The organism is Peribacillus alkalitolerans, from assembly GCF_010882125.1.
GTDB lineage: Bacteria > Bacillota > Bacilli > Bacillales > DSM-1321 > Bacillus_BN > Bacillus_BN alkalitolerans.
In genome coordinates this window covers 47,764-64,068 of the sequence record NZ_JAAGVZ010000009.1, presented here as the reverse complement: position 1 = coordinate 64,068, position 16,305 = coordinate 47,764, and the positions used below count along the sequence as shown (strand labels likewise).

Below are 16,305 nucleotides of genomic sequence, written 5' to 3'. Positions count from 1 at the left end.
CTTTCACATCCTGTACAAAATTTATGTCCTATTTTAGTTTTCCAATGATATAAAAAATCAAGGAAAGTACCACACTTACAATAATTGAGGTTACGATTGGAAAATAAAATGTTGCATTACCTTTTTTGATTAATATATCTCCTGGCAATTTACCAATTTTAATAAACTGGGCAAGAAAACCCATGATCAATAGAATTGCTCCTAAAATCATCATTAACTTAGGAATGCCGCTCATTTAACAGGTACTTCCCTGCCAAAATGGTGGTAAACAAGGTCCGTAGCAATTCTCCCTCTAGGTGTCCGCTGAAGAAAACCGATTTGCAACAAATACGGTTCATACACATCTTCAATCGTGTGTGCTTCTTCCCCTATCGTTGCCGCAATTGTTTCTAAACCTACAGGACCGCCTCTAAACCGATCCAATAAATTCAGTAGGAGCTTGTGGTCAATATGATCTAAGCCCCTTCTATCCACTTGCATCAATTCAAGTGCATATTGTGCAAGTTCAAAAGTTATTTCCCCAGTACCCTTTACCTGAGCAAAATCACGGACCCTGCGAAGCAAGCGATTCGCAATACGAGGTGTCCCCCTAGAACGTTTTGCTAGTTCATCTGCAGCTATTTCCGATAGATCAGTCTCTAAAATATCAGCCGTACGTAGAAGAATATCCTTTAGCTGTTGTTCTTCATAATACTCCAATCTACTTAGAACTCCGAAACGATCTCTTAGTGGCGCAGTCAAAGATCCTGCTCTTGTAGTTGCACCAACCAGTGTAAAAGGCGGGAGATCCAATCTTACAGAACGTGCTGTGGGCCCCTTCCCAATCACAATATCCAAACAGAAATCCTCCATTGCCGGATAGAGGACTTCTTCTACCGTTCTCGGCAATCTATGTATCTCATCAATGAACAGCACATCCCCCGGTTCTAAGGAGCTTAAAATCGCAGCAAGGTCACCTGGTCTTTCAATTGCAGGACCTGCCGAAGTGCGAATGTTTACACCCATCTCATTGGCAATGATGGTTGCCAATGTCGTTTTGCCTAATCCTGGAGGTCCGTATAGAAGAACATGGTCAAGGGCTTCTTGCCTCATCTTTGCAGCTTCGATAAAAATTTGAAGGTTTTCTTTCACTTTATCCTGCCCTATGTATTGCCGAAGATTTTGCGGCCTTAAGCTTTGTTCGAAAGATACATCCTGGAGATCCGCTTCTTGATTCACGATACGCTCTTCCATGTTCTTCCCTCCTTTTGCATGATTATTTTAGCATCAATTGTAATGCCTTTTTTATATACTCTTCTGTTGTTAATGATTCTTTTTGTAAGTCCTTTGCAGCTCTTTGGACTTCCTTATCAGAATAGCCAAGGGCCTTTAACGCTTCCATCGCTTCGTCCAATGAATCAGAAAACGTGGAATTTTGTACTGTTTCAAGCTTATTATTGAATAGATTTGGGAAATAATCGGGAACGATATTCTCCAGCTTACCTTTTAAATCCAATATCATTTGTCTGGCCGTTTTTTTGCCCACTCCTGGGAACTTCAAAAGGAATTTTTCATCCTCATTTTCAATCGCTTGGACAACCTGTTCCACTTGTCCAGATGCTAATATTGCCAACGCACCTTTTGGACCTATCCCTGTCACATTAATTAGCTTAAGGAATAATGCCTTTTCCTCCCTACCCCTAAAGCCATAAAATGCTGCTATATCTTCTCGGACATAATGATGAATAAATACTTTTTCTTGCTTGCCAGTGGAAAAAATAAAAGGATTAGGCGTCATAATAAGATACCCGATCCCCCCATTATCCACGACTATGTATTCTGGACTAATATAATCCACCGTACCAGTTATATAATCGAACAAATTTTCCCTCTCCTACAGTTTGCTGTACAACATTGTAACATACAATCCTATAGAAGTTAAAGAAGTGAAACAGGAAATACCGAGAGGATGGAAATCCACTCGGCAAAATCATTAGTCATGTATTCCTAAAACTGAATAAGGCTTGAATGCTTCGAGCACCTGGACATATTGATGTTTGTCCAAGATTCGAATGCCATGTTTCAATTCTTCGTATTTCAAACCTTCCAGTTTCTCAACATCTATCTGAAAGAAGGATTGAATAATATCAGCACTATCTGGTCGACCATTGAAAATGGAGAGGGTACCATCCTCTGTTATTCCAAAATAACCGTTTGCTTTTAGTAACGGTGAAATGTCATCCATTGTTTTCTTAAAAATCATCCTGTTTTCATTTTGATCTACAAGCTGCCAATCTCTATATTGAGCCCATAAATCCTCCATTGCCAAGATTTCTACGATAATGGTCTCTTCGCTCACATCTCCATCCAGATACTCTCGCTGCAAAATGATTTTTCTTTTTAATGGTTTCGAAGGTATCATGACTTCTTGAGATTGAGTCTTATTTATTGTGATTGGATTTCGCTTATTTTCTTTTGCTAAACTTGAATCTCCCAGCGTTGACATAGCAAAAAGCAGGATTGACACTAGTAAAAACAGTATGTAATACCTTTTAGTAAAAGTACGCTTTAACATGACCTCACCCCATGGTGAAAAAATATTCCAATATTGATTCATTTTATTTTTTATAAAATTGAAAAATCCACTAAATATTACTTAGACTCCGTCCTATGTTTTTAGTCTGTCCCACCATGCTATTTTTATCCATTTTTAAACAAAGAAAAAAGGAGGCAGGAACTGCCCCCAAAAAACTACTCACTATGGTTGAGATGGTTAGATATATCTTGAAGCATATTATCGGCTTTCATTTGATCGATATTACTTCCACCGCCATCACGAAGGCCATTATCTAATGACTGAAGATAATAATAAACACCGGAATCAGTAAGGACAAAAACTTTTTTATTGTTAGCAAGGGGTGTTAATTGTTTCTCTAAACGCTGTTTAGTCTCTTTTGATTTATTAAAGTCAGAAATCAACACAGCGATCATGGCTTTATCCCCGTTAATGACAGCACGGGCAGCCTTCACATTGGCATCTTTCTCAGCAGCTTCGGATAGCTTTTCAGCTAATCTTCCTTCATACGCTGTATAGTAGGAAGGTCTTGCTGGGCGAGTTGTTACCAAGTGGTTATGATAGTTCTTATCATCTCGATTGTAATCGGCATCTTGTGCAAACCATCCGTAATCACGGTCTGCAATGGGGACGGTAGGGTTTCCATCATGCTCGAGACGTTCTTTTTCACGATTATCGTAATAATTGTTATAGTCATTCATGATATGTGGGACCGGAGCCTGTTCATCAAGCAATATTGCATTGCCTTTCTCTTCTTTATGGTTTGTATAATATCCCACATTTTCTGTCATGTTGTTCACAGAATTCCTTGCTTGATCTTTCGTAGAACATCCAGTAATACCTGCTACCATAAGAATCGTCACTGGAACTAAAATTATCTTCTTGCCCAATAGCAAAACCCCCTTTTTCCTAACACTTGAGTTGGCAAACTGCGTGGGCAGTCCTACCTTCTCCTTAGTAGTGTTTAAAGAAATGGGGGTTTTAAGTACAAAACATTAAAGGTATTTCTTTTAAATTTTGGAGGGAACATATCACCCTCCCACCATTTTTGACAAAGAAGAATAAAACTTCATTCTTTCCGAGTATTGTTCTACTGTTAATTTCCAAATAGAATGGACATAAACCTGATTGTTGACTAGGTTTTCTCGAAAAATTCTGTTCCACTCCCTGAATATATCCGCCGGAAATGCCAAAGCATATAAGAAAGCTGGATTAGTTTTATATTTGGTGATCCCATGATAATCCCATATTGCTTCAAAATCATGTAAATAGGGAAGAATTCGATTGGCATATTGGAGGATGTCTAATATCGGAGGCCCTGATGATATTAAATCAAAATCGATGATAGATAATGCGCCATTTTTTTTTCGTAAAAAATTATGGTGGGCAACATCACCGTGTAGCACCGTATTTTCTTCTTTGTTCAAAAATTCATTATATTTTCCCAATCCTTCCAATGACCACCTTCCCCATTCCATAAATGATGAGATGATTGAATCAGATACGAAAGTTTGAACCGATGGGATAAATTGTTCAAAAACTTTAATTCGTTCTTCCCATTTGTCTTTTTGACGAAGTTTCGGCAAGGCCTTTCCTGTTGGGGATTTAAATCCTTTTCCAGCTTCATGGAACTTCGATAGAAGCTTCAACCCTTCCACCCTGTCTGTCTCTTTTTTATAGGAGAATTTTTTTGAACGAGATGGCAGATATTCAATCAACGTATAGGTTAAGCCTCGGTATGAAAAACACTTATGATCTTCACGGAATTTATAGGTCTCATAAAAGCCCTGTTCATAAAGGTAAGCTGTAAAAGCTTTTTGAAGCTCCAACTTTTCTTTAGAGGAAAATCCTTTTAATAAAAAGATTCCTTCGTTTGTATAAATGACATATACATTACTTCTTAATTTAATATATTTGAACAATATTAATGAACATTCTTCTACATAATCAAGGAGACGAGTGTAAAATACACTGTCTCCTTCTAAATGATTAACGCTCATACTCGCTGCTTTCATCAGCAAACCTCGGCATTTCAAATGTCTGAGGATTTACTGGCATTTGAGATGAACCGGGAAACATCCCAGGGAAGGTTTGCATAGGCTGTTGGCCTCCCATGAATGGCATTTGACCTCCCATTGGGGACTGCTGACCTCCCATGAACGGCATTTGACCTCCTGTTGGTGGCTGACCTCCCATAAACGGCATTTGGCCTCCCATTGGGGACTGCTGACCTCCCATGAACGGCATTTGGCCTCCCATTGGGGACTGCTGACCTCCCATGAACGGCATTTGGCCTCCCATTGGGGACTGCTGACCTCCCATAAATGGCATTTGACCTCCCATTGGGGACTGTTGGCCTCCCATGAATGGCATTTGACCTCCCATTGGGGACTGCTGACCCCCCATGAATGGCATTTGACCTCCCATTGGGGACTGCTGACCTCCCATGAACGGCATTTGGCCTCCCATTGGGGACTGCTGACCTCCCATGAATGGCATTTGACCTCCTGTTAGTGGCTGATCGCCCATGAATGGCATTTGGCCTCCCATTGGGGACTGCTGACCTCCCATGAATGGCATTTGACCTCCTGTTGGTGGCTGATCGCACATGAACGGCATTTGACCTCCCATTGGGGACTGCTGACCTCCCATGAATGGCATTTGATCTCCAGCTGGTGGCTGATCGCCCATGAACGGCATTTGGCCTCCCATTGGGGACTGCTGACCTCCCATAAATGGCATTTGACCTCCTGCTGGTGATTGCATGCTACCAAATCCAGTTTGTGGGTACCCCATTTGTTGCGGAACACCTTGCTGTTGATGCATTGGGATTTGCTGTGTTGAAGACGGCTGTAAGCCAGCTCCCGCCATCATGGACGGAGATTCTGGAGATTCATCATCACAGCCACAGTCTGCATCTTGTTCGTACTGTGCACCTGCCACATTCATTGGCATAACATTACCGAATGGCATTTGGTGACCAAACGGCATCATGTGTTGGCCCATATGTGAAGAAGACTCTCCTAAGCTCGATGATTCAACTTGATATTTATGTGGAACGAATTGTGACATCCCCTGTACTTGCGGGTAGCCATGCTGGAAAGCTTGTGGTTGATTCATCCCTGGATAAGGCATTGGTGGCATATGATGAGCGAATGCCGGTTGTTGCATTCCATAATGATGGTGATGACCAGGGAAACCTCCCCCCATGATAAATGAAGAAGACTCCATCCAGCTTGAGCTTTCATCCATCATAGGCATTGGTTGGTACATCGCACCTTGGACCATTGGAAATGCCCACGGATGACAAGGAGGACAATAACCTGTACCTGGCATAAGAGGTGTAATAGGGATACATTCCTGTTGTGGCATCACGGCCGGTGCAACTTCTTCCTTCACAGGTTTCATAATATTTTCTGGTAGGACAGGTGGGGCATTTACAGGTGCAGGCTTCATTTTATTCATGTTGACCAAATAGTAATTATTAATATCAATCTCAGGCACGACGGGTTTTGGTTTTTGCATTTCTTTCATGATTGGTTTAGGTGGCGCTTTCATGATAGGAGCTTCCTTGATGATTGGTTTCTCCTTCACGATTGGGACTTCTTTTATAATCGGTTTTTCTTTCACAATTGGAACTTCTTTTACAATCGGTTTTTCTTTCATGATTGGTTTTTCTTTCATGATCGGTTTTTCCTTCATGATCGGTTTTTCCTTCATGATCGGTTTTTCCTTCATGATCGGTTTTTCCTTCATGATAGGAGCTTCTTTCACAATCGGTTTTTCCTTCACGATAGGAGCTTCTTTCACGATTGGTTGTTCCTTCACGATAGGAGCTTCTTTCACGATTGGTTGTTCCTTCATGATAGGAGCTTCTTTCATAATCGGTTTTTCTTTTACGATAGGAGCTTCCTTAGCTATAGGAGCTTCTTTTTTAACACCGTATTTAATTTTTGCTAAATTGGCACCAGCCACTTCTTTTGATGTAGAGCCGTGTGGATTAGGGATTTTGATTTTCATTCCCGGCATTATCATATCTGGATTGCTAAGTTGTGAATTTAGTTTCTTTAATTCTTCAAAATTCACGCCATAATGTTTGGCTAATTTCCACAGGGTATCCCCTTTTTGGACGATATGAATTTTCACTCTGATTTCCCTCCTATGCATATGTCCTTATATACTATGAAGCGTTGGGCAAAGTGCTAACATTTTTCATCAAAACTTATGCACCATTCAATCAAAATATGATGTCCCCCCATAATTCTTTTTATTGAGAAATGGGTTCTGACCCCTCTGCTTTTTGCATTGAATCCATTTATGACAAGGGAACTGGATGTAAGGACATGCTTGAAAAAAGGGTCTATCCCTACCTTAGAAAACCCTCCAATTGGAGAACCTTAAGGCGAAGAAAGAGCCGTGGTTGCACTAATACTTTATTCCTAACTTTGGCAACTATGTCGTTTTTTATCTTTGCAGCTAATCTTTAAAGCAAAAAAACAAACCTATTTTTTTCCAAATAGGTTTGTTTCAGATATATTATGCTCTTTGCAACATTCTTTCCAGTGCTAGTATTGCGTATTGGGCCACTTCTTGATCGACTTGGATGATATTGATGGGTTCACCAGCTTCGATACTTTCCAATGACCATAATAGGTGTGGAAGATCAATCCGATTCATAGTCAGGCACGGACACATGTATGGATTCAAAGAAATAATTTTCTTATCAGGATGTCGGTCCATCAATCGTTTTACAAGGTTCATTTCCGTTCCGATAGCCCATTGGGATCCAGGTTCGGCTTGCTCAATCATCTTGATAATGTAAGCAGTCGAACCATCATAATCTGACTTTTCCACTACCTCCCTGCTACATTCAGGGTGAACTAGTATATTCATTTCCGGATAGTGTTCACGGACATACTCGATATTTTTGACTGTGAAATTTTCATGAACCGAACAATGGCCTTTCCAAAGGATGACCTTGATATTTTGTAAATCACCTTGATAATCTAATACTTCATTGATTGGATCCCAAACGGCCATTTGATCTAGTGGTACTCCTAGATCATAAGCAGTGTTTCTGCCTAAATGCTGGTCGGGAAGGAACAGTATTCTCTCTTTCTCTGTAAATGCCCAGCTCACCATCTCCTTAGCATTTGAAGATGTCACAGTTGCTCCACCATTCCTCCCGACAAAAGCTTTAATTGCCGCAGTGGAGTTTACATACGTCAACGGAATGATAGTATCTCCAAACAACATCGACAATTTCTCCCAGGCGGATTCAGTTTGATGAATATCCGCCATGTCAGCCATAGAACAACCCGCTCTCATGTCAGGTAATATAACGAGTTGATCATCGTTTGTCAGGATATCTGCAGTCTCCGCCATAAAATGAACTCCACAAAATACGATATATTTTGCTTCTTTATTATCTGCTGAAACTTGAGCCAGCTGAAGGGAATCTCCTGTAGAATCAGAATGGATGACCACTTCTTCCCGTTGATAATGATGCCCTGGGATAAACAATGATTTTCCCAGTCTTTGTTTTATCTCAGATATTTTCAAGTGCATTTCTTCATCGGTCATTGCTTTATATTTTTCAGGCAGCATCGCAGTGCCTAATACTTGTTCAAGAATGCTCATGTGTATTTCCCCCTTACAGTTTTACCGTTTCTTGATTGAATACTTTGGCGCTAATATCGAGTGATTTCACAGAGTGCGTCAAACTACCAAGGGATATATAATCGACACCGCAATCACGGTACGAAGCTAAATTTGTTAAATTGATCCCACCAGATGCTTCTGTAATGATATGGGATGGTACAAGCTTTAGTAATTCTTTGATTTCTACAGGACTTCGATTGTCAAACATGATAATGTCAGCACCTGCTTCAACAGCTTCCAATACTTGTTCCCTCGTTTCAGTTTCCACTTCAACTTTTACCGTGTGTCCAATCTTACTTTTGACTAAGGAAACAGCATTGGCTATTCCCCCTGCGAAATCTATATGATTATCCTTGATCATGACCGCATCATAAAGTCCAATCCGGTGATTGAATGCCCCACCTGTTCTAACTGCATATTTTTCTAGCATGCGTAACCCTGGAGTTGTTTTCCTTGTATCACAAGCCCTTGTTTCTGTCCCTTCCAATATAGACGATGCCTTTTTAGCAGCTGTAGCAATGCCACTCATCCTTTGAACGAGGTTCAACACGACGCGTTCACCAGTCAACAAATCGCTCATTCTTCCTTCCATCACTGCTAACAACTGACCTTTTTCAATCATTTCACCATCATTCACAAGCACATCGATATTAATATTTGAATCCAACATGGAAAAGCCAACTTCTATGACCAACTTTCCACAAAAGACTCCGTTCTCTTTTGCAAGAAACTGTAGTTTTCCAAGATTATGTTTTTCAAATAATGATTCACTTGTAATGTCGCTTTCCCCAATATCTTCAATAAAAAAAGCTTCCAGCATTTGTTTTAGCTTCAGCTTGTTCATACAAAGCAGTCCCCTTTTTAGTTGAAATTAAATGATTTCTTGTAAACCAATTGGTACGATTTCTCCATTTATAATCGTTTTCGAATGGAAAATCACTTCTAAAATGTCCTCCTCTACTTTCAGTTCGAAGAAGAGCGGATTCCGTAATGATCCAAGCATTGATTAACATCATGATTACTTTACATTTTTCTAGAGTTTGTCCTTGTAGACTGATGTATAGAATTGATGCTAAGTCATAGCTTTCTAACCATTCTTTAATTGTTCTTAACCCTTTTTCATCCCTAACAATCCCCACATAACACATCATCATTTTTTTGATTTCCGATTCGTTTGGCAATTGTAATGGTGGATTCTCTCTTTCATCCTCGTATTCGTAATCTGTTGATTGCAATGTGAGAGTTTGAGAACTCAAATATTTTCCCAATTCTTTGCCATAAACCAATCCTTCTAATAATGAATTACTTGCTAGACGATTGGCGCCGTGCAACCCTGAACAGGACGCCTCACCTACCGCATACAGTCCTGGTATGGAGGTTTGACCAATCGCATCAATTGCGATACCTCCCATTAGAAAATGACTTCCCGGAGCGACCGGGATTCTTCCTTTAGTTAAGTCAATTCCGTTATTCATACAATAATTTGCTATGGACGGGAATCGGATCTCAAAATCTTGGATCATGGATATATCTAAATAAACACGATCGCCTGTTTCTAAATGTGAAAAAATGGTTTGCGATACAACATGGCGAGGGGCCAAGTCTTTCAAGACATGTTGCCCTTCCATGATTTTCATTCCATATTCATTTACTAAAATGGCACCTTCGCCTCGGACCGCCTCTGAGATAAGTCCTGATGCGCTTCCATGACTGTATAACAGGGTAGGGTGGAACTGGATGAATTCCATATCTCTGACCACTGCCCCTGCACGAATCGCTAAAGCAATCCCATCTCCTGTTGCATTCGGAGAGTTAGAGGTATATTCATATAGGGCACCACATCCACCAGTGGCGATTACGACATGAGGAGCAAAATATCGATGGTAACGTCCTTCCTCATCAACCGTCATCACTCCTACGCAATGTCCTTCTTTATTGACTAATAATTCTATAGCCGTTTCACATTCTGAAATGATAATATTAGTTCGAAACAATTTATCTAATAAATGGTTGATGATGCCCTTGCCAGTCGCATCCCCATTAAAATGGAGAATCCTTCTTACACTATGGGCACCTTCCATTCCTAAAGAGATGTTTCCGATTTCATCCTTATCAAAACACATGCCATCTTCAATCAGTTGACGAATAGCAGATGGTCCCTTTTCAACAAGCCTGTTTACTGCCGCTTGATCATTGTAGTTTCTGCCAGCATCAACTGTATCTTTTCCATGAAGTGCAGGTGAGTCATGTTCCGAAAAGGCAGCTGCGACACCACCCTGTGCCAGATAAGAATTACTATCCTTTAACTTTGTCTTTGTGATGATTCTCACATTCTTTGACTTGCTTGATTCTATTGCTGTTTGTAGCGCAGCAATTCCACTACCTATTATAATAATGTCATTGGTAAACATTGGTCTTCCTCCTGTTGTTACAGGTGTCTTGACACTTATATTTACACATTATTAAACTATTGACAAGAGTTTTTTACTTTGCTATTTTTTTATCCTTACAAATGGATGTGATATCATGATTTATTTCGATTACGCTGCTACTACGCCAATCCACCCAACTGTGCTTGATACGTATTTAAAAGTTTCCAAAAATTACTACGGGAACCCAAGTAGTCTTCATGATGCTGGGGGAGAAGCTAAACAACTAATAGACCATGCAAGGAAATCGATTGCATCTCATTTTTTGCTTCCTTCCGAAAAGATTATCTTCACTAGTGGAGGAACAGAAAGCAATCGATTGGCACTAGAAACATTACTTTCAAATACTCCAAAAAATCAAAACCATATTTTATTATCAAAAACTGAGCATTCCTCGATCACTCAATTTATTAATAGTCTTGAATGTCGTGGTTTTGAAATCGAATACGTTCCTCATCTCAAAGATGGGATCATTGATTTGGATGCATTAAATGATTTAATACGGGAAGAAACAGCATTAGTCATTGTGCAGCATGTAAATCCTGAAATAGGGGTTATTCAACCTATCGAAGCCATCCATAGTATCTTACAGGGTCACAATGCTTATCTTCATGTGGATTGCGTACAATCATTTGGCAAGCTTTCACTAGCGAAAATATCGAAATGTGCGGATAGTTTTTCTATTTCAAGCCATAAAATTTATGGTCCAATGGGGGTTGGAGCGATTATTTTTCCAAAAATCCATTTGCTACAACCACCTTTGCATGGGGTCAATCACGAATTTGGATTCCGTTCAGGCACAGTCAATGTTCCTGGTGTGGTAGCGTTTGCTGCTGCTGCAGAACGTTTACTAAAGGTTAAAGAAATCCATAGTAGTGCTTGGACTTTACGCAATTTATTATTGGAAGGGTTAAGTAATGATGGTGTAAACTTTCAAGAAATCAAAGCTTTATCCAGTAAGCATCAACTACCTGGAATTGTTGGATTAATTTTTTCCGGTATGCAGGGACAATTTGTTATGATGGAATTAAATCGTGCTGGCTTTGCTGTTTCAACTGGAAGTGCCTGTCAAGTGGGAATGCAATCACCATCGAAAACAATGGTTGCGATAAACCTTTCAGAGAATGAAGCCAAGGGGTTTGTGAGGATTTCATTCGGCGAAGATACGAACGAAGACGATGTAAGAAAACTCATTATCGCCATAACAAAGTGCGTGAAACCAATTCAAACGGTTTATTATGAATAAAGCAAGATACGAGGAGGAATCTCTACAATATGACTGACAAAATCAAATTATTAGGTGATGAGAGAAGGGAGGTCCTGCTTGAATTATTAAAAGAAAGCGGGCAGCCTTTAACTGGTAGCGAATTGGCCAAGAGGACAAACGTTAGCAGACAAGTCATCGTCGGTGACATAACCCTCCTTAAGGCACGAAATGAACCTATTCTAGCTACTAGCCAAGGTTACATTTATATTCAACCAATGGAAAACCGAGAAATCCATGAAAAAATTGTGGCATGCATCCATAAACCAGAACAGGCGGAGGAAGAACTGAATTTACTTGTCGACCTGGGCATTACTGTTAAAGATGTAAAAATCGAACATCCCGTTTATGGTGATTTAACCGCATCCATCATGGTCAGCAACCGAAAAGAAGTGAAAAATTTCATGGAGAAAGTGAATAGCACCAATGCAACATACCTGTCTGAACTTACGAATGGTGTCCACTTACACACTTTATCCGCTTCCAATGAAAAGTTATTGACTGAAGCAGAGGAAGTTCTACGCCAAGCAAATTTATTAATGGAAAACTAAAGTGTGTCTGGCTGACTTTATTAAGAGTCAGCCTTTTTTTATTAAAGGCTCTGTTAAACGGGCTGTTGATTTCCGTTCCAGGCACTCGCTTTCCGCGGGGCGGGGCAGCATCTGTGGGGTCTCACCTGTCCCGCTGCTCCCGCAGGAGTCGAGCGCCTTCCACTACAATCAACTAAGTAGATAAATCAACAACTAGCTTTAACAAAGCTTAATTAAAAGAATAACTTGGGTAACTTCCAAGTAGGCTTACCTTACTTCCTAAAGCTTCAAGTTCCTGAATGGCTCCAGGTATCAATACATCATCCATTTCTTGTTCTAAATCCACTATAAAAAAATAATTACCCAAACCCGTTTTCATTGGACGAGATTCAATCTTGGATAGGTTCAGTTTTCTCCATGAAAAGGCCGAAAGAACTTGATGAAGCGCCCCAGCGTGATCATCAGGTAAGACAATCATTAAAGATGTTTTCATTCCTCTAAATACTGAATCGTTTTTCGGAAACTGGAGATTTTCCTTCCCAACGACTATAAAGCGAGTATGGTTGTGATCATAATCGTGGATATTATCCTTTACAATGTCTAGTCCATATTCCTTTGCAGCTAATTCATTCGCAATGGCAGCTAACACTTGATCACTTGTTTCTTTAATCATTTTAGCGGCAGCGGCAGTGGAGGTTACATTTTCACAAGGTATTCCTTTAAATTCTCTATGTAGGAATTTATGGCATTGAGCAAGGGCGTGGGAATGTGAATAAATTCCTTTTACTTCTCTCCATCTGTTAACATGTTTAGGATGTACCATTAAATGCTGACGGATAGGCGCAATGATTTCTCCTATAATAGGAAGTTGGATTTCATGGATTAAATAATCCAGTGTTATATTCACGGACCCTTCTATAGCGTTCTCAAGAGGGACTACAGCATAGTCCGATTCATCGTTATACACCGCATCAAGACACTCCGGGATAGTAAGCATAGGTTGTTTATGCCATTCTGGAAATACTGTTGTAACCGCTAAATCTGTAAACGTGGCAGTAGGGCCTAGAAATGCAATTTTTTTCAACGTCGCTGTCTCCTCTTCCAATTAACTGTTCGTAAAAAATTACTGTTAATCTTAGACTATTTTCTGACTATTATCAATATCTAATTTTTCTCCATGTGCCCTTTTCCATTAAGGCTCTTTTCACAGATTGTTATTAATGACTATATCGTTTGTCTGTTGTTTGAAACGAGAGATACTTGCTTTCCGCTGGGAGGGATGGGGGCCTCCTCGAATAAACACCACACGAAAGAAATGCGAATGCATTTTCGAGGAGTCAAGTGCCCTCCGCTACAATCAACTCAGAATGTTAAAGTAAAATTACCTTTTTAAAAGCAGCAAACTTTTCGAAAACAGCCTAAAAAGGCCTGGTAAACAAGTTGTTCACCAGGCCTTACTTCTATTACTATGCACCCGAACTAAGCACTTCCACTTTATCTACAAATTCGAGCTTCCTGAGGCTTGAGAGCAGTGAATCCATATCCGTTTTCATTTCGCTCACATTTAAGGAAAGGGTCACGTTTGCCCTTCCTTGAAGCGGAATTGTTTGATGGATGGTAAGGATATTACAACCTGTCTTTGCCACAATGGATAGCAGCTCTGACAAAGTCCCTGACCGATCTTCTAGATGGAAAAATAGAGTGATGATTTTTTCCTTTACAATGGTATGGAAAGGAAACACCGTATCACGGTACTTATAAAAAGCACTCCTACTTAAATCAACCTTCTGAACAGCTTCCCAAACGGATTCCGCTTTACCTCTTTCAATCATTGCCTTCGCTTCCAAGGTTTTTTGCATGGCTTCTGGCAATACATCCTCTCGAACAAGGTAAAACTTTTTATCTGTTTTTTTCAAATTGAACTCACCTCAATGAGTCTTTATTTACCAAAAGAAAAGAATTCTTTATAAAAGATTATTCTACAAACTCAAATTCGTAATCAAGAAGCCTTACCGTGTCACCGTTTTGTGCTCCTCTTTCACGAAGTGCATCATCCACACCGAATGAACGAAGCTGGCGGGCGAAACGCTTGATTGACTCATCACGACTGAAATCAGTCATCTTAAATAGTTTTTCAATTTTTTCACCTGTCACAACGAATGTTCCATCCGGTTCACGAGAGATGAAGTATTCTTCAGGAGCCGTCTCATGTTTGTACATTACATGGTGAACTCCAGCTGTTTCTTCAACTTCATGTTCAAGAGGGAATGTTGGTGTATCTTCTAATGTATCAGCTACTGCAAATAACATGTCACGTACCCCTTCTCTAGTTAAAGAAGAAATCGGGAAGACCTTTACATCTGCTCCTAGCTTTTCCTGGAACGCTTTCAAATTTTCCTCTGAATCTGGCATGTCCATTTTGTTAGCAGCGATAATCTGTGGTCTTTCAGTTAAACGCAGATTATACTCTTTTAACTCTTTATTGATCGTGAGGTAATCATCATACGGATCTCTGCCTTCCAATCCAGACATATCAATGACATGGACGATGACACGTGTTCTTTCGATATGACGAAGGAATTGATGTCCTAGCCCAACACCTTGGTGAGCACCCTCAATCAAACCTGGTAAGTCAGCCATAACAAAGCTTCTGCTATCTTCTGTCTCAACTACACCTAAGTTTGGTACAATTGTAGTAAAATGGTATTCTGCAATCTTTGGCTTGGCAGCAGAAACAATTGATAGTAGTGTGGATTTCCCTACGCTTGGGAAACCTACTAATCCTACATCAGCCAATACCTTCAATTCAAGGATGATGTATCTTTCTTGCCCTGGCTCTCCGTTCTCGGCAATCTCTGGAGCTGGATTCGAAGGTGTAGCAAAACGGCTATTTCCTCTACCACCTCGCCCTCCTCTTGCGATGACTGCACGTTGCCCATGAACGACTAGGTCAGCGATAATTTCGTTCGTGTCCTCATCCTTCACGACAGTACCTGGTGGAACCTTTACGATCATGTCCTGAGAGTTCTTTCCGTGTTGTCCTTTGGACATACCATGTTCACCTCTAGGTGCCTTGAAATGTCTTTGATAACGGAAATCGATTAATGTACGAAGTCCTTCTTCCACTTCAAAAATGACGTTAGCACCTTTTCCACCGTCTCCGCCAGCGGGTCCACCGTTTGGAACATACTTTTCTCTGCGGAAGGCAACCATTCCGTTTCCACCATCTCCGCCTTTAACATATATCTTTACCTGATCGACAAACATCATAATTTACTCACGTCCTTGCTTTCATCTTGTGCTGTGTTTTCGACTTTATCATTGTTTTTGCCTTCAGCCCAGACATGGAATACCAACTCTGTTTCATTGGTTTCTTCTATCTCTATTTCTAGATTTTCATGTTGGTCTTGGTTCAAATGCAACAGTAATTCATTATTCTTTTCTATCTTTCCCTGTATGTCAAAGGAAAAACGGATTTTTCCTTCTATTTGCATAATGGTAATTTTCAATGTGTTTTCATGGAGTAGGCTAAGTGAGGTCGATAATTTGTTGAGGAACCTGCTTGTCCATCTTGAAATGTTTTCGTCAGCCGATTGACAGCCATGATCAATCCCAATAACTTCAAATTCCACTGAATAAGAATATTCCATCCAATTAGCCGTCAGTAGCAATTCTGCCATATTCGGCATGTCCAAACTGGATAGACGTGCTTCATTATTGGCCTCTAGGATGATTTCTTCCATGATAAGCCTTGCCCGATCCGGTTTATTCAAATCAAGGTTTCCTTTGATCAACTGCATTTTATTAAGCCAATCATGACGGGAATAGCGCAACAGATCAATTGTTGTCCACTGTTTTTTTTCCATT

Annotated in this window: 16 protein-coding genes; 2 read left to right on the top strand and 14 right to left on the bottom strand. The window is 40.2% G+C overall.

Features of this window, described 5'->3' with window-relative positions:
- Positions 1-28: 28 nt before the first annotated feature.
- The 10 genes from G3O09_RS12425 to nadB all read right to left on the bottom strand — a co-directional run bounded on the left by G3O09_RS12425 (position 29) and on the right by nadB (position 10,626).
- Entirely contained in the window at positions 29-235 is a 207-nt protein-coding gene (locus G3O09_RS12425) for a DUF2905 domain-containing protein (protein WP_163101816.1), read from the bottom strand.
- On the bottom strand, positions 232-1,233 hold the full coding sequence (gene ruvB / locus G3O09_RS12420; RefSeq protein ID WP_163101815.1) for a Holliday junction branch migration DNA helicase RuvB: 1,002 nt from the start codon (positions 1,231-1,233) through the stop codon (positions 232-234). Before ruvB ends, G3O09_RS12425 begins: the two co-directional genes overlap by 4 nt.
- Positions 1,234-1,255: 22 nt before the next feature.
- The gene (gene ruvA, locus G3O09_RS12415; protein WP_163101814.1) at positions 1,256-1,861 is read right to left on the bottom strand and encodes a Holliday junction branch migration protein RuvA; all 606 of its coding nucleotides are present in this window, start codon (positions 1,859-1,861) and stop codon (positions 1,256-1,258) included.
- A gap of 111 nt (positions 1,862-1,972) precedes the next feature.
- Entirely contained in the window at positions 1,973-2,554 is a 582-nt protein-coding gene (locus G3O09_RS12410) for an intercompartmental signaling factor BofC (RefSeq protein WP_240338420.1), read from the bottom strand.
- 176 nt (positions 2,555-2,730) lie between these two features.
- Positions 2,731-3,444, bottom strand: coding sequence for a YhcN/YlaJ family sporulation lipoprotein (locus tag G3O09_RS12405; protein ID WP_163101813.1), 714 nt, complete (start codon positions 3,442-3,444; stop codon positions 2,731-2,733).
- 141 nt (positions 3,445-3,585) lie between these two features.
- Positions 3,586-4,569: a phosphotransferase gene (locus tag G3O09_RS12400; protein ID WP_163101812.1), complete on the bottom strand. Its 984-nt coding sequence runs from the start codon at positions 4,567-4,569 to the stop codon at positions 3,586-3,588.
- Positions 4,544-6,700 (bottom strand): SafA/ExsA family spore coat assembly protein, encoded by a 2,157-nt coding sequence (gene safA, locus G3O09_RS12395; protein ID WP_163101811.1) that lies wholly within the window; start codon positions 6,698-6,700, stop codon positions 4,544-4,546. The genes G3O09_RS12400 and safA overlap by 26 nt, the downstream gene beginning before the upstream one ends.
- A gap of 390 nt (positions 6,701-7,090) precedes the next feature.
- Positions 7,091-8,194 carry a quinolinate synthase NadA gene (nadA, locus tag G3O09_RS12390; protein ID WP_163101810.1) on the bottom strand — a complete coding sequence of 368 codons (1,104 nt, stop codon included), beginning with the start codon at positions 8,192-8,194 and terminating at the stop codon, positions 7,091-7,093.
- A 13-nt stretch (positions 8,195-8,207) separates the two neighbouring features.
- Complete coding sequence (gene nadC, locus G3O09_RS12385; protein ID WP_163101809.1) at positions 8,208-9,059, bottom strand: carboxylating nicotinate-nucleotide diphosphorylase; 852 nt, start codon at positions 9,057-9,059, stop codon at positions 8,208-8,210.
- Positions 9,013-10,626, bottom strand: coding sequence for an L-aspartate oxidase (gene nadB, locus G3O09_RS12380; RefSeq protein ID WP_163101808.1), 1,614 nt, complete (start codon positions 10,624-10,626; stop codon positions 9,013-9,015). Before nadB ends, nadC begins: the two co-directional genes overlap by 47 nt.
- Before the next feature lie 115 nt (positions 10,627-10,741).
- Here nadB and G3O09_RS12375 point away from each other — a divergent pair, with 115 nt between their 5' ends.
- Positions 10,742-11,890, top strand: coding sequence for a cysteine desulfurase family protein (locus G3O09_RS12375; protein WP_163101807.1), 1,149 nt, complete (start codon positions 10,742-10,744; stop codon positions 11,888-11,890).
- Positions 11,891-11,919: 29 nt separating this feature from the next.
- Positions 11,920-12,459, top strand: coding sequence for a transcription repressor NadR (locus G3O09_RS12370; protein ID WP_163101806.1), 540 nt, complete (start codon positions 11,920-11,922; stop codon positions 12,457-12,459).
- Positions 12,460-12,667: 208 nt separating this feature from the next.
- Here G3O09_RS12370 and pheA read toward each other — a convergent pair whose 3' ends face one another.
- The 4 genes from pheA to G3O09_RS12350 form a co-directional block, all read right to left on the bottom strand.
- Positions 12,668-13,522 carry a prephenate dehydratase gene (pheA, locus tag G3O09_RS12365; RefSeq protein ID WP_163101805.1) on the bottom strand — a complete coding sequence of 285 codons (855 nt, stop codon included), beginning with the start codon at positions 13,520-13,522 and terminating at the stop codon, positions 12,668-12,670.
- 382 nt (positions 13,523-13,904) lie between these two features.
- Positions 13,905-14,354, bottom strand: coding sequence for an ACT domain-containing protein (locus tag G3O09_RS12360; protein ID WP_163101804.1), 450 nt, complete (start codon positions 14,352-14,354; stop codon positions 13,905-13,907).
- Positions 14,355-14,412: 58 nt separating this feature from the next.
- Positions 14,413-15,705 (bottom strand): GTPase ObgE, encoded by a 1,293-nt coding sequence (gene obgE / locus G3O09_RS12355; RefSeq protein ID WP_163101937.1) that lies wholly within the window; start codon positions 15,703-15,705, stop codon positions 14,413-14,415.
- On the bottom strand, positions 15,705-16,304 hold the full coding sequence (locus tag G3O09_RS12350) for a Spo0B C-terminal domain-containing protein (RefSeq protein WP_163101803.1): 600 nt from the start codon (positions 16,302-16,304) through the stop codon (positions 15,705-15,707). Before G3O09_RS12350 ends, obgE begins: the two co-directional genes overlap by 1 nt.
- Position 16,305 lies beyond the last annotated feature (1 nt).

What these genes read in the sequence shown, in the direction of transcription:
- ruvB (WP_163101815.1), bottom strand. Translation starts at nt 1,233, where the DNA reads ATGGAAGAGCGTATCGTGAATCAAGAAGCGGATCTCCAGGATGTATCT.
- G3O09_RS12400 (WP_163101812.1), bottom strand. Translation starts at nt 4,569, where the DNA reads ATGAAAGCAGCGAGTATGAGCGTTAATCATTTAGAAGGAGACAGTGTA.
- obgE (WP_163101937.1), bottom strand. Translation starts at nt 15,705, where the DNA reads ATGTTTGTCGATCAGGTAAAGATATATGTTAAAGGCGGAGATGGTGGA.
- nadC (WP_163101809.1), bottom strand. Translation starts at nt 9,059, where the DNA reads ATGAACAAGCTGAAGCTAAAACAAATGCTGGAAGCTTTTTTTATTGAA.
- G3O09_RS12410 (WP_240338420.1), bottom strand. Translation starts at nt 2,554, where the DNA reads ATGTTAAAGCGTACTTTTACTAAAAGGTATTACATACTGTTTTTACTA.
- G3O09_RS12425 (WP_163101816.1), bottom strand. Translation starts at nt 235, where the DNA reads ATGAGCGGCATTCCTAAGTTAATGATGATTTTAGGAGCAATTCTATTG.
- nadB (WP_163101808.1), bottom strand. Translation starts at nt 10,626, where the DNA reads ATGTTTACCAATGACATTATTATAATAGGTAGTGGAATTGCTGCGCTA.
- G3O09_RS12370 (WP_163101806.1), top strand. Translation starts at nt 11,920, where the DNA reads ATGACTGACAAAATCAAATTATTAGGTGATGAGAGAAGGGAGGTCCTG.
- G3O09_RS12375 (WP_163101807.1), top strand. Translation starts at nt 10,742, where the DNA reads ATGATTTATTTCGATTACGCTGCTACTACGCCAATCCACCCAACTGTG.
- G3O09_RS12350 (WP_163101803.1), bottom strand. Translation starts at nt 16,304, where the DNA reads ATGGAAAAAAAACAGTGGACAACAATTGATCTGTTGCGCTATTCCCGT.
- nadA (WP_163101810.1), bottom strand. Translation starts at nt 8,194, where the DNA reads ATGAGCATTCTTGAACAAGTATTAGGCACTGCGATGCTGCCTGAAAAA.